The organism is Stutzerimonas kunmingensis (assembly GCF_900114065.1).
GTDB classification, from domain to species: Bacteria; Pseudomonadota; Gammaproteobacteria; order Pseudomonadales; family Pseudomonadaceae; genus Stutzerimonas; species Stutzerimonas kunmingensis.
On the sequence record NZ_FORS01000002.1, the window covers coordinates 284,813 to 298,359 of the forward strand.

General features: G+C 63.1%; 12 protein-coding genes. 5 read left to right on the forward strand and 7 right to left on the reverse strand.

What is annotated here, in order from left to right; genetic code table 11:
• Positions 1-44 precede the first annotated feature (44 nt).
• The 5 genes from BM275_RS05785 (at position 45) to nahK (ending at position 9,206) form a co-directional block, all read left to right on the forward strand.
• Positions 45-992: a MerR family transcriptional regulator gene (locus BM275_RS05785; RefSeq protein WP_090519887.1), complete on the forward strand. Its 948-nt coding sequence runs from the start codon at positions 45-47 to the stop codon at positions 990-992.
• 38 nt (positions 993-1,030) lie between these two features.
• Positions 1,031-3,547, forward strand: coding sequence for a pyrroloquinoline quinone biosynthesis protein PqqF (gene pqqF / locus BM275_RS05790; RefSeq protein WP_090519890.1), 2,517 nt, complete (start codon positions 1,031-1,033; stop codon positions 3,545-3,547).
• Between the two features lie 293 nt (positions 3,548-3,840).
• On the forward strand, positions 3,841-5,046 hold the full coding sequence (locus tag BM275_RS05795) for a porin (protein ID WP_090519893.1): 1,206 nt from the start codon (positions 3,841-3,843) through the stop codon (positions 5,044-5,046).
• A gap of 427 nt (positions 5,047-5,473) precedes the next feature.
• On the forward strand, positions 5,474-6,637 hold the full coding sequence (nosP, locus tag BM275_RS05800) for a nitric oxide-sensing protein NosP (RefSeq protein WP_003284516.1): 1,164 nt from the start codon (positions 5,474-5,476) through the stop codon (positions 6,635-6,637).
• Positions 6,606-9,206: a hybrid sensor histidine kinase/response regulator NahK/ErcS' gene (gene nahK, locus BM275_RS05805; RefSeq protein WP_090519895.1), complete on the forward strand. Its 2,601-nt coding sequence runs from the start codon at positions 6,606-6,608 to the stop codon at positions 9,204-9,206. The genes nosP and nahK overlap by 32 nt, the downstream gene beginning before the upstream one ends.
• A 115-nt stretch (positions 9,207-9,321) precedes the next feature.
• On the opposite strand, the gene BM275_RS05810 is transcribed toward nahK, so the two are convergent.
• From BM275_RS05810 to BM275_RS05840, 7 genes are all read right to left on the reverse strand, one after another.
• A complete protein-coding gene (locus BM275_RS05810; RefSeq protein ID WP_090519898.1) occupies positions 9,322-10,329 on the reverse strand; it encodes a glutathione S-transferase family protein in 1,008 nt (335 codons plus the stop codon).
• Positions 10,330-10,413: 84 nt separating this feature from the next.
• Positions 10,414-11,397 carry a glycosyl transferase family protein gene (locus BM275_RS05815; RefSeq protein WP_090519901.1) on the reverse strand — a complete coding sequence of 328 codons (984 nt, stop codon included), beginning with the start codon at positions 11,395-11,397 and terminating at the stop codon, positions 10,414-10,416.
• On the reverse strand, positions 11,394-11,729 hold the full coding sequence (locus BM275_RS05820; RefSeq protein WP_003284512.1) for a TusE/DsrC/DsvC family sulfur relay protein: 336 nt from the start codon (positions 11,727-11,729) through the stop codon (positions 11,394-11,396). The genes BM275_RS05815 and BM275_RS05820 overlap by 4 nt, the downstream gene beginning before the upstream one ends.
• Positions 11,726-12,028, reverse strand: a complete 303-nt coding sequence (gene tusB / locus BM275_RS05825; protein WP_041014000.1) for a sulfurtransferase complex subunit TusB — start codon at positions 12,026-12,028, stop codon at positions 11,726-11,728. The genes BM275_RS05820 and tusB overlap by 4 nt, the downstream gene beginning before the upstream one ends.
• Complete coding sequence (tusC, locus tag BM275_RS05830) at positions 12,028-12,387, reverse strand: sulfurtransferase complex subunit TusC (RefSeq protein WP_090519907.1); 360 nt, start codon at positions 12,385-12,387, stop codon at positions 12,028-12,030. Before tusC ends, tusB begins: the two co-directional genes overlap by 1 nt.
• On the reverse strand, positions 12,387-12,779 hold the full coding sequence (tusD, locus tag BM275_RS05835; RefSeq protein WP_003284508.1) for a sulfurtransferase complex subunit TusD: 393 nt from the start codon (positions 12,777-12,779) through the stop codon (positions 12,387-12,389). The genes tusC and tusD overlap by 1 nt, the downstream gene beginning before the upstream one ends.
• Positions 12,780-12,869: 90 nt before the next feature.
• Positions 12,870-13,538, reverse strand: a complete 669-nt coding sequence (locus BM275_RS05840) for a Bax inhibitor-1/YccA family protein (protein ID WP_090519909.1) — start codon at positions 13,536-13,538, stop codon at positions 12,870-12,872.
• Positions 13,539-13,547: the final 9 nt, after the last annotated feature.

Genomic DNA, 13,547 nt, shown 5'->3' on the forward strand with positions numbered 1-13,547 from the left:
ACGCTGGGTTACAATCTCGGCATTCTTTTCCAGCGAGCCGCCCCATGACCGATTCTTCCGGCGCTTCGAACCTGGCCTCGAGCGCCTTCGAGCAGCAGGATCTATTCCCTATCCGTGAAGTTTCCCGCCTGACCGGGGTCAACCCGGTCACCCTGCGCGCGTGGGAGCGCCGCTACGGGCTGATCCGGCCGACCCGGACCGAGAGCGGCCATCGCCTGTACTCGATGGCCGACGTGGAGGCGGTTCGCAGCATTCTTTCCTGGACCGAGCGTGGCGTGGCGGTAAGCAAGGTCGGCAGCATACTGGCGCGCAGCGCAGCGACCCGCGAGGCAGAGGAACCGACCGCAACCCCCAGTAGCGAGTGGAACGAGTGGCAGGGGCAACTGCGTGATGCGGTGAATGGTTTCGACGAGGTGCGACTGGAGCAGCTATACGGCCAGATATTCTCCACCTATCCACTGGCTGTGGTGTTTCAGGATGTCCTGTTGCCGGTGTGGCAGGAGCTGCTGCTGCGTCAGGAGGAATTTGGCGGTACCAGCGAGTGGCTGTTTCTCGATGCCTTCCTTCGTGCCCGGGCGCTGCAGCGGCTGCAGCTGGCCCGTATGCCGGCTGGCGAGCGCGTACTGCTCGCCGCGATGCCGGGGCAGTGTCGCGAGCTTGAATTGCTCGTGGCAGGTCTGATGCTCAGTGGCGACAGCCTGGCCGTCAGCGTGTTGCCGATCGGGCAGCCGCTGGAAGAACTCGCGCTAGTCTGCGACAAGATGAAACCGCAGGGGCTGGTGCTGTTCTCCAACGTTCCCCATGGCGAGGCGCAGTTGCGCCAGCTCAACAAGCTGTCCCTCGCGCTTGATTGCTCCTTGGCTTTGGCCGGGGAGGCGGCCGAACTGGGTCGTGAAGCGCTGGCGGGTACGCCGATCGCCTGCCTCGGCAGTTCCGGCAAGCTGATGCAGCGCCGTCTGCGCCAGTTCCTGGCCGGCGAGCTGGATACCTGAGTCATGCGCACAGCTGTCCGGCAACAGGAGATCGATCCATGACGCCAGACAGCGTTCCGCCTGCCGTGTTACCGCAGTGGCACCTCCTGCCCAATGGCCTGCGGCTGGGCTTTATCCAGCTCCCAGCGGGCAGTCAGGCAGCAGCCCTCGTTCGCGTGAACGCCGGCGCACACGATGCGCCGGGCGAATACCCAGGGCTTGCGCATTTTCTCGAGCACCTGCTGTTCCTGGGTAGCCAGGCCTATGCGCCAACCCAGGGCCTGATGCCGTTCGTGCAGGGTTGCGCCGGGCAATTGAACGCATCGACCCGTGAGCGTCATACCGACTTCTTCTTCCAGGTGCCTGCCGCTGCCTTCGGCGAAGCCCTCAAACGCCTGCTCGACATGCTCGCCCGGCCGCTGCTCGATCCTGCGGCGCAGTCGCGCGAACGCGAGGTGTTGCAGGCCGAATTCCTGGCACGGGGGCGGGACCGGGAGACCCTGTGCGACGCCGCGATCGGTACGGCACTGAGCTGCGCGCATCCCTTTTCAGGGTTTCATGCGGGCAATCGCGAAACGCTGCCGGTAGAGGCGCCAGCGTTCCAGAAAGCGCTGACGGGCTATCACCAGCACTTCTATCAAACCGGGCAGATGGAACTGCTGGTCGCCGCACCCTGCAGCCTTGAGCAGGTGCTGGAACTGCTGCAGAGCGATGAATGCCAGCTACCGGTCGCACCGATCGTCGCGAGGCCGATACAGCCACTGCGCGCCGATGATGGCGGCACCTTGCGTCTGAGCGTCGATGGCGCGCGACCGTATCTGGATATCGCTTTCGCCCTCGATGGGCTGCCGGATGAAGCCTGCGTGGCGCTGGATGTGCTCGGCTCATGGTTGAGCTCGCAAGCCGACCGGAGTCTTTTCCAAACCCTCAGCGACGCCCACTGGTGCGATGCCGTCTCGTTGCGGGTGCCGTACTGGCATGACGGGCAGGGTGTGGCCGTCTTCGAGGTGCAGTTGACCGAACGCGGCATGGCGGAACGCGCGCAGATGGTTGCCGCAGTGCGTGACTGGCTGCATTTCATGAGCACGCAGGCAGCCTGGTCAGAGCTCTGGGGTGAGTACGCGCAGATCCGTCAGCGCGGACTCATGGGCAAGGAGCCGCTGGCCCTGTTGCGCTACTGGATTGACCCGGCTGCCTGGACGCCGTCGATCGATACGAATCGTGTGCAGCAGGCGCTTGAGATGCTGGGTGCGCAGCTTCATGCGAGCAGGCCGATCGTATTGACGGTGGACGGCGAAGGTCGCGCTCGGACTAAGCGCATCGAGCCGGTAAAGGCTGGGTTCGAGCTGGACCTGGTCGCCGAGCAGTTGCCACCGTCAGACAGGACTGGATGGCAATGGCGCCTGCCGGAACGCAATCCTTGGCTCAGTGAGCGCATGCAACCGGGCGTGGCGGCGTTGCAGATACCATCCATGCGCTGGGTCGAACACGCCGATGCTGCAGGGCAGGGCGCGCTATACCTGCGTTGGCGGTTTGCCGCGGGCCGGCCGCCGGCAGGGCTCTGGCATACGCTGCACGCGGCGCTACGCAGGCATACCATCGCTGCGGCGCAAGCCGGTCTCGAGCTGCATTTCGATGACCATGGGCATAGCTGGTGCCTGAGGCTGTGCGGTTATGCCGAAGCGTTGCCAGTAATTCTTCGTGACCTGACCGACATCCTCAAAGCGCCGTCGCCGGCTGCTTTCAATGAAGGACACCGCCTGCGCTACGAGTCCGTGACGTCAGGTGCCGACGAGATACTGATACGGCAACTGCTGCGCCGCCTGCCGCTCCTGCTCGCGGGAGCCGCACGAGACGGTGATGCATCGCTGGACCAGCACGCACTCGATCAAGCCTGGCATCAGTCCCATTGGGATGCATTGGCAGTGGGGCTGCCTCGGCATCTGAGTGGCCCGTTGCAGAGGGTACTGGCTGAGCTGCCTGGGCTGGCCGGACCCGGTGCCGGTCAGTACCACGAAAGCACACCGCGTTATTGCTGGTCGCGCTTCGGTCAGCCTGGCGTGGAAACCGCGTTGGTGCTGTTCTGTCCGCTACCGCTTCGGACAGTCTTCATCGAGGCGAGCTGGCGCCGCCTGGCGCGATTGATGGAAGGCGCGTTCTTCCGTCGACTGCGCAGCGAACTGCAACTCGGCTATGCGGTGTTCTGTGGCTATCGTCAGTTCGGCGAGTGCCCAGGCATCGTTTTCGCGGTGCAGTCTCCCAGCGCATCTGCCAGTGAGATCCTCGCCCATATCGAAACCTTCCTCGACGGCTTTGCCGGCACTCTGGTTGAAGTCGCTGCAGCTGATCCCTCGACCGGCGACCACGACGGCGACCTGCGCCACCGCGCCGAGTCGTTATGGCAGGCGCACCTGGCCGGCTTCGATGGTGATCACCCGGAGGCGGTGGCTGCGGCGTCGGCCAACCTCGATGCCCGAGCTATCCGTACTCAGCTACAGGCGCTGCGCGATGCCGAAGGCGGCTGGCATGTGGTCGCCAATGCTGAAGCGCCCGACACGCGTTGGCATCGTTGCTGACGGTACCTCAGCGTCCCACATCACCCGCCCATTCAACCCCGACAATGCAACTCGATGGCCAGCCGTTTACGGCGGGCTGCCGTGGCTTGTGCCGGGGTATGGTGGCGCGCTGCTTTGGGTGTACGACCTAAGCCTCGTGCGTCTGGCGGTCGGATGAGATGCTTTACATGCAAGACGACACCCCGGGCGAAAGTACTAGCCTTTCGCCGCCATCGCAGCGTATGTGCGCTCGGATGGCCTTTCGATAATCGCTCCCGTCACGACTGCTTGTCGTCAAAACCGCGGAGAGCGCCATGCACAACAACAAGAAAGCCGTATCAACCCTGTTGCCACTGGTCCTGGCCAGTGCCGTCGCCATGACCGTAAGCCAGTCGGCTGTCGCCGAAATCGTGCTTTACGATCAGGACGACACCACCTTTTCCACCGATGGTTACTTCAACACCTTCTACGTTCACAGCGACGTAGAGCGTGCCGGCGAGCAGTTCGATCGCAAGCAGTCGCGGGTGAAGATGGGCTTCCTGCCCAACTGGATCGGCTTCAACTTCGGCAAGCAGGTCGGCGACCTCAAGCTGGGCGGCCGCTCTTCCTTCTGGGTAACGATCAACGACAGTGACACCAACGGCACCGAAACCGGCATCGATGTTCGTCAGTTCTATGCCACTGCTGGCAACGAGCAATGGGGTGAAGTGCTGTTCGGTAAGGACTTCGGCCTGTTCGGTCGTTCCAACATCCTGCTCGACGAACTGCTCAGCGGTTACGGTCAGGTCAGCGATACCCTGGGCCTGGTCGATGGCGGCGGCGTGTCCTTCGGCAACATCGGTACCGGTTACCCGTACCCGTTCCCGACCTCGCAGATCACCTACCGCTCGCCGAAGATGAATGGTCTGCGCATCGCTGCGGGCATCATGGATCCTGTCGATACGACTGAAGTGGCGGATGACCCAACGGTGCCGGGAAGCGATTTGGACAAGGCTTACCAGGACGCACCGCGTTTCGAGACCGAGGTGACATACGAGTTCGAGCTGGGCGGCACCCAGTTCTACACCTGGATCAACGGCATGCAGCAGAGCTCGGACAATACCGACAGCAGCATCGAGAAAGTTGACTCGAAAGGCCTGGGCTATGGCGTACAGGCCAAGATGGGCAACCTGTCGCTGACCGCCTCGGGCTTCCAGGCCGAAGGTATCAACCCGTTTTTCACCAACAACGCCAACAAGGCTTTACTGCGAGAGGTGGATAGCGACGGCTACCTGCTGCAGGGTTCCTACCGCTTCGGCAAGAACCGCGTGGCGCTGTCCTACGGTCAGACCAAGGATGATGGCAACGGTCTGGGCGGTGAGGCCGATTACGAGACCCGCGGTATCGCCCTGTTCCACAGCATCAACGACAACCTGACCCTGGTCGCCGAACTGAACCAGTTCGAGATCGAAGGCAAGGACAGCCCGGCACTGGACGAAGAAACCCGCACCTTCGCAGTGGGCGCGGCGCTGAGCTTCTAAGCGAGGCGATCAGCAGGGCGCGGATGGACGTCGAACCGTAGGTCGCTCCATCCGTTGCATCGGCAGTGGGACGTACGTTGAGCGTATCCCACGCCCTGTGCGCAGTGATGATCTCTGCGCAACCACGAGAAAGGCCGGCACCCGTAAGGGGCCGGCCTTTCTGCATCTGTGCATCACTTGACATGGCCAGCGTGCGTCGAGGCCAGGCCTGATCGGGATGGACACCGTTTGGTTCGCGGTGCAGAGGATGGCTGGTGGACGGGAACCGACACTGTGGCCACTTCAGCTGAACTAGCATCGCAGCGCTGCGTTGTTTCGTCGCGATACTACCTAGGCAGGCCTTTACCGGTACTCAAGTAGCATTTTCGTCCCATATGCCCTGCCCAAGAATGGGGTCATCCGATTCAAGTGGTGCGGGGTATCGTGCGTGACCGATGAACAAGGCGAAGTGATCCGCACGGCGATGTCCGAGGCCCGGCTACCCGAAACGGTGGCGCAGGACCTGGCGCGCCAACTGATGCACCCGCATCTGGGCTTCGTGCTGTTCTTCTGTTCGGCGGAATACGACCTGCCGGCGCTGGGCGATGCGCTGCGCCAATACTTCGGTGGCGTGCGTCTGGTCGGTTGCACCTCGGCGGGCGAGATCACCTCTCAGGGCTATGGGCGCAGCTGCGTGACGGCAGTCGGCTTCGACCATCGAAGCTTTTCCATCGCCTGCGAGCTGATCGACGAGATGGATCGCTTCAGCCTGATCGAGGCACAGCAATTGGTCGAACGCCTGGGTAGCGACTGCCGCAGCAACTCGCTGGCGCCGATCAAGGACCACAGCTTTGCGCTGACGCTGCTCGACGGGCTGTCCAGCCGTGAGGAGATCGTGTTGTCTGCGCTTAGCGCCGCGTTCGGCAGCATTCCGCATTTCGGCGGTTCGGCTGGCGACGACAATCACCTCAGCGATACCTACGTCTATTACGACGGCCGGTTCTACAGCGGTGCGGCGATCGTGGTGCTGATCAACACCTGGCTGGATTTCGAGGTGTTCACCACCCATCACATCCTGCCACTCGAAGACAAACTGGTCGTGACCCGCGCCGACAGCAACAGCAGGCGGGTCTACGAGCTGAACGCCGAGCCGGCCGCCGAGGAATACGCCCGGCTGATCGGTGTGCCGGTCAGCGATCTCGATCACCGTCTGTTCGCCGCCCATCCCTTGGCGGTGCGGATCAACGAGCATTACTACGTGCGCTCGATCCAGAAGGTCAACGAGGACATGAGCCTGACCTTCTATTGCGCGGTGGAGAACGGCATCGTGCTCACCGCCATGGAACCCGGTCCGCTGATGCCGAATCTGGAAGCCCTGTTCGAGCGGCTGGAACAGCGCCTCGGGCCGCCGCTGTTGACCATTGGTTGCGACTGCTTTCTGCGCCGGCTGGAAATCGAGGGCAACGACACCAGCGAACAGACCTCGGCTTTTCTCCGACGCCAGCAGGTGATCGGCTTCAACACCTACGGAGAGCAGTTCAATGGCATGCACATCAACCAGACCTTCACCGGTGTCGCCATTGGCCGACCCGGAGGCCGGGCAGGTCGCTGAGCTGCTGGCGCGCCAGGCCGAACTCGAGCGCGAAAACCTCAAGCTCAAACGCATCAACGCTGCACTGATCGAGCGCGTCGAATCCAGTGGCGCCGGACGGGATGCATCCTATGCGGCGTTCCAGCATTCGGTGGAACTGGCCGAGCAGGTGCGCGAGCGCACCGACGCGTTGAACCAGGCGATGGCCGAGCTCAAGGGCAGCAACCAGTTGCTCAGCGATGCGCGGCTGCGTGCGGAAACCGCGCACCAGCACCTGGTAGACGCCATCGAAAGCATTTCCGACGCCTTCGTGCTGTTCGACCGGGATCAGCGCATCGTCCTGTTCAACCGTCGCTTCAAGTCGCTATGGACGCGCACGCGCGCGCGCATCAACGCCGGCACGCGGCTGGCCGAGGTCCGCCGGCTGGCGGAAAGCACCGGACTGATCGTCGAGGAACACCGCGGCAAGGGCGATGAGCCCACGGTGTATCGACTGAACAACGGCCGTTGGGTGCAGGTCAGCGAGCGACCGACCCGTGAAGGCGGGCTGGTGATTCTCTACACCGACATCACCGAGGTGAAAGTCAGCGAGACCATGCGTCGCGAGCAGGCGCTGGCGCAGAAGTCGAGGCTGTTGCAGCGCGCGGTGGACAACCTGTCCCAGGGTGTTGCGATGGTCAGCGCCGAGGGTGCGCTGGAGCTGTGGAACCGGCGCTTTCTCGAACTCTGCGGGCTGGCGCCGATCGAGGCACATCGACCGTTCGAGGAGGTCATGGCCGACAGCGAGCTGACCCTGCTCACACCCAACAGTCGTGACGCCCGCGGCCGGCCGATCCGCGAGCTGGAGCAGCGCCTCTTCGATGGCCGCGTGCTGGAAATTCGCACCCATGCGCTGCCCACCGGCGGCTTCGTCAATACCTTCACTGACATCACCGAGCGCTACCGCCATGCCGAGGCGCTGCGCGAGAGCGAGCGCTGGATTCGCCTGATCACCGACCATGTGCCGGCGCTGATCGCCTACGTCTCGGCCGATCTCACCTACGAGTTCACCAACAAGGTCTACGAGGAATGGTATCGCTGGCCCAGCGACGGCATGCTCGGCCAGTCGCTGCGCGAGGTCCACAGCGGCGAGCACTGGCGGCAACTGGAGCCCTACATTGATCGCGCACTGTCGGGCGAGAGTGTCAGCTTCGAGATGGCCGAGCGCAACCATGCCGGCCAGCAGCGCTATATGCTGCGCTCCTATGTGCCGAACCGGCAGGCCAATGGCGAAGTGGCCGGCATTTTCGTGCTGATTCAGGACATCACTGATCGCCGGCGGACCGCCGAGGCGTTGCACCAGGCCTATCAGAATCTCGAACAGCGGGTGCGTGAGCGCACTGCCGAGCTGACCAGCCTCAACGACCAGCTGCTGCGCGAGATCGACGAGCGCAGCCACGTCGAGGCGCGGCTGCGCGAAGCCAAGCGCGAGGCGGAAGTGGCCAACCTGTCCAAGACCAAATTCCTTGCCGCGGTCAGCCATGACCTGCTGCAGCCGCTCAACGCCGCGCGGCTGTTCACCAGCGCCTTGCTGGAACAACCGGGCGCGCCCAACGGCGGGCTGATCCGCAACATCAGCAACTCGCTGGAAGACGTGGAGAACCTGCTCGGCACGCTGGTCGATATTTCCAAGCTGGATGCCGGCGTGATCAAACCGGATATCGCCCCGTTCGCCGTCAGTGAGCTGTTGGAAAACCTGGCCATGGAGTTTCGCCAGATCGCCGGGGCCGAGCAGCTGCAGCTGGACTTCATTCCCTGTTCGGCACTGGTGCGCAGCGATATCCAGCTGCTCGCGCGCATCCTGCGCAATCTGCTGACCAACGCGATTCGCTACACACCCAAAGGACGCGTACTGCTGGGTTGTCGTCGGCATCGGCAGAGTCTGTCCATCGAAGTCTGGGATACCGGCGTGGGCATCGCCTCGGACAAGCTCGAGGAAATCTTCCAGGAGTTCAAACGCGGGGAGGGCGTGCGTCCCAACCAGGATCGTGGTCTCGGCCTTGGCCTGGCCATCGTCGAGAAGATCGCGCGCATGCTGGGCCATCGTATCCGGGTCAGCTCGCACCCGGGACGCGGCTCGTGTTTCGCCATCGACGTACCATTGGCCAAGCGCGCACCCAAGGCGCGGCCTGAGCCGAGCACCACGGAGCTGGTGCTACAGCGGCTGCAGGGCGCCCGGGTCTGGGTGCTGGATAACGACACGGCGATCTGTGCGGGCATGCGCACGCTGCTGGAAGGCTGGGGCTGCAAGGTGATCACGGCGCTGTCCGAGGAGGACCTGGCGCGGCAGGTGGACAACTTCCATGCCGAGGCCGACCTGATGATTGCCGACTACCACCTGGACAATGGCCACACCGGCATCGATGTCGTCGCCACCGTCAATGCGCGACGCGCCAGCCCGCTACCGGCGCTGATGATCACCGCCAACTACAGCAACGAACTCAAGCAGCAGGTCCGCGAGCTGGGCCATATGCTGATGCACAAGCCGGTGCGGCCGATGAAGCTGAAGACTGCCATGTGCCATATGCTCGAGCATGGTACAGCTGGATGACTGATCCGCTGGCCCCGGCAGCCGTCGGATGTGACCGCATCGCCGCGGGCGCGCTTCCCACAGGACCTGGTGTTTTGTAGAAGCACGACATCTGGGCGATGGTATGGGTTTCAGGCTAGCTGTGCTCCGATCTCACCCAGATGCCGTTGCCTCGCAGGCGCTCGCGATCATGTGGTCGATCCAGTCCAAGAAGCGGACCTTTCGGCACGATGCCATTTCCGTTGATCTGTCGATGGCTGGCGTAGTAGTGGTTCTTGATGTGTGTGAAATCCACCGTTTCGGCAATTCCCGGCCACTGGTACAGCTCGCGTAGCCAGTTCGACAGGTTCGGATAGTCCTCGATGCGGCGCAGGTTGCACTTGAAGTGGCCGTGGTAAACCGCGTCGAAGCGAATGGCTGTGGTGAACAGGCGCCAGTCGGCCTCTGTCAGGTACTCCCCTGTCAGGTAGCGCTGCTTGCCCAGGCGTCGCTCCAGCCAGTCGAGCTCACGGAACAACTCGTCGAAGGCCTCTTCGTAGGCCTCCTGGGTCGTGGCGAAACCTGCTCGGTAGACCCCGTTGTTGATCGCCGGATAGATCCGCGCGTTTAGCGCATCGATTTCGCCATGCAGCGCCTCTGGGTAGAAATCCAGCGTAGAGCCGGTCAGCTCGTCGAAAGCGCTGTTGAAGATGCGGATGATATCGGCAGACTCGTTGTTGACGATGCACTGGCGTTCGCGATCCCAAAGAACGGGAACGGTGACCCGGCCCGAGTACTTCGGATCGTCACGGGTGTAGCGCTGATGCAGGTAGTCGATTTCGTCCAGCGCATCGCCGCTGGAGCCGGTGGACTTGTCGAAGGTCCAGCCGTGCTCGGCCATCAGCCAGCTGACCACGGACACGTCGATCAACGGCTCGAGCCCCTTGAGCTTGCGGTAGATCAGCGTGCGATGCGCCCACGGGCAGGCAAGCGAAACATAGAGATGATAGCGACCGGCCTCAGCCTGGAAGCCACCCTGGCCGTAAGGCCCGGGCGCGCCGTCGGGCGTGACCCAGTGCCGGCGCTTGGCCTGTTCGCGTTCGAATTTGCCATCGCGGCTTGCGTACCAGCGGTCGTGCCACTGGCCATCGATCAGTAATCCCATGGTGCCCTCCTGTTACGGCATAGGAGGCCAGTCTAGGAACCATCGTTCGATCGATGTGACCGAATGGCGGGTTAATCCTATCGCTTAAATCGATGAATGGCGGGCGCGCCAGTAGCTTTGCGCTTGCTCGAAAGCTGCCTCCCGCGTCGCGCCAAGGCCTCGCAGGGCAAGGGCCATGGTGGCGATCACAGCGAGTTCACCGTAGGCGTCTTCCTGCTCGCCAGCCCAGACGGCAAGCAGCTGCTGCGGGTCGAGCTGTGCGGGCTTCACGTGGCGCCGCTCGGACAGTGCCGGCCATTCCTCGTCCCACGGCGTGCCGCCAGTGGTGCCGTAGAGATGGGAGATGTTGTCCGGGTTCATCTCGATCTCGCCGCCTTCGCCCTTGATGACGATGGCGTGGTCGCCGAGCAGGGTGCTGGCCTGGCGATGGGCATCCTGATAACCGGGGTGGAAGATGCTCTGCAGGCCGCAGCGTGCGCCCAGCGGGTTGAGCAGGCGCGCCAGCGAGTGGATTGGCGAGCGCAGGCCGAGCAGGTTGCGCATGTCGATCATGCGCTGCAGCACCGGCATCCAGGCTCCCAGCGGGATGAACGCGAGATTGCTCTGGTCCAGTGCCACGCTGACCTGTTGCCAGTTCTCGCATCGACGAATGCCCAGCAGCTCAAGCTGCTGTTCGCTATAGGTGCGCCCAGCAGTATGGGCACCGCCACCGTGCATGAGGATGCGTATGCCATTGGCTGCCAGGCACTTGGCTGCCAGCAGATACCAGGGCAGGTGGCGCTTCTTGCCGGCATAGGTCGGCCAGTCGATATCGACCGGGATAGTCGGTGCCTGCACGCGCTCACGCACGGCCTGGGTAAAGCCCGCCAGCTCGTCGGGGCTTTCTTCCTTGTGCCGCAGCAACATGAGGAAGGCGCCCAGCTGAGCGTCCTCCACCTTGCCGTCGAGCAGCATGCCCATGGCTTCGCGGGCTTCTTCGCGTGTCAGGTCGCGGGCGCCACGCTTGCCTTTGCCAAGGATGCGCACGAAGGCGGCGAAAGGATGTTCTGCAGGTGTTTCGAGGCTCATAGGCAGTTGCTCGGTTTTGGCAGCCCGGCCAGCTTGGCGGCCAGTTTGGCAGGGGCGCCCTTGAACAGGCGGTTGAGGTGCATGCTGTTGCCCTTTTCAGGCCCCAGCTTGAGTGCGGTGTACTTGATCAGCGGGCGTGTGGCCGGCGACAGCTGGAATTCAGCATAGAACTCGCGCAGCAGTCGAAGCACTTCCCGATGTTCGTCTTCCAGCTCCAACTCCTCACGGCGCGCCAGCGCTTCGGCAACGGCTTCGTTCCAGTCGCTCAGATCGACCAGAAAGCCGTCCTTGTCCAGCGCGATCTCGCGCCCATCCACGACCAGGCTGCTCATAGCCAGCTGTTGATCCGTTCGTAACGGCAGGTCAGTTCGACGAAGCCCGCGTAGTCCAGCAATTGCACGCGCGGCGGCAGCATGCCGAGTGCCCGGGCCTGCACGTCTTCTTCAAGTGCGAACAGCGCGACCTGCTCTGGCAGTTGCTCCAATTCGGTCGCGGGTTTGGTTCCGGCTGTCAGGGCGTAGGTTGCGTCGCCGGCCAGCAGCAGGGCGTCGGTGTCGCCTAGTAGCGGCAGACAGCTGTTGAAGCGGCCGTCGCTGAAGGGCGAATGGGAAAGCAGATGCAGAGTCGCCATCAGATCGTGATCACATGGTCATAGCGGTTGATCAGGGTGCTCAGGCCAGCGTCGTCGAGGATTTCGACCGGCAGCGCCAGAGAGGATTCATCCAGGTTGCGCTCGGTCAGGCTGCTGCGAGCGACGAACAGGCTGTCGATGCCGAACAGCGGCAGCGCCTGTAGATTCGCTGTCAGGTCTTTCTGCTCGAGCGATGCGGCCTGCTGCGCCTTCGTAAGCTGGAACACGCCGTCATCGAGAAACAGCAGCCCTAGCGGCAGCTCGAAAGCGCCACCGGCCAAAACGATATCCAGTGCCTCACGCGCAGAGGGGCCGGCCCAAGGCGCCTGACGGCTGATGATAAGCATGGAACGCGCCATCATTGGCCTCCGAAGCAGACGAGCCGATCGGCCTGCTGCGCGGCTTCATGCAACTGGCCCAGCCCCGACAGCTCCCAGCCAGCGGCAAGGTTCGCTGCCGGACGCTGGTAGCGCTGCGCTTCGCCGGCATCCAGTACGCCGCGACGCAGGCCGGCGGCGATGCAGACCACGCCGTCCAGCTGGTTGGCGCTGACGAAACGGCTCCATTCAGCCGCCACGTCCAGTTCGTCCTGTGCCGCCACGACGTTCGCTGAAGCACTGTGCACGCCATCCTGATAGAAGAACAGCCGGACGATTTCATGCCCGCCAGCGAGCACGGCTTCGGCAAAGCGCAACGCGCGGCGGGCAGCGGGTGAATGGGGCGGAGCGAACAGGGCGATTACGAATTTCATCGGAGCACCATGGCAGAACAGCTGACATGATACGCCAGCTGCGGGCATGAAAAAGCCCGCCGAAGCGGGCTCGTTCAAGGCGATGCCGGATCAGTCGTCGCCACCGAAGATGCCCAGCAGCTGCAGCAGGCTGATGAATAGGTTGTACAGCGAAACGAACAGGCCGATGGTGGCCATGATGTAGTTACGCTCGCCGCCGTGGATGATGGCGCTGGTCTGGAACAGAATGCAGGCCGAGGAGAACAGCACGAAACCTGCGCTGATCGCCAGTTGCAGCCCGGTGATCTGGAAGAAGAAGCCCGCCAGCATGGCGCCGATCAACACGAAGAAACCCGCGGTGATGAAGCCACTGAGGAAGCTCATGTCCTTGCGGGTAATCAGCACGTAGGCCGACAGTCCGAAGAACACCAGAGCGGTCATCGACAGCGCCGAGCTAATCAGCTCACCGCCATTGGCCAGACCCAGATACCTATTGAGGATCGGCCCGAGCGTGTAGCCCATGAAGCCGGTCAGAGCGAAGGTGGAAACCAGGCCCCATGCCGAGTTGCGCAGCTTGGCGGTGAGGAAGAACAGGCCATAGAAGCCGATCAGCACCACGAAGATGTTCGGGTAGGCCGCGTTGGCCTGCATGGCCATATAGGCAACCAGGCCGCTGAACGCGAGCGTCATGGCCAGTAGCCCGTAGGTGTTGCGCAGGACCTTGCTGACCTCACGCTGTTCGACCTGCGTGTGGCTAAGCGCGTATTCGTGTTCGTGCATGGCGACACT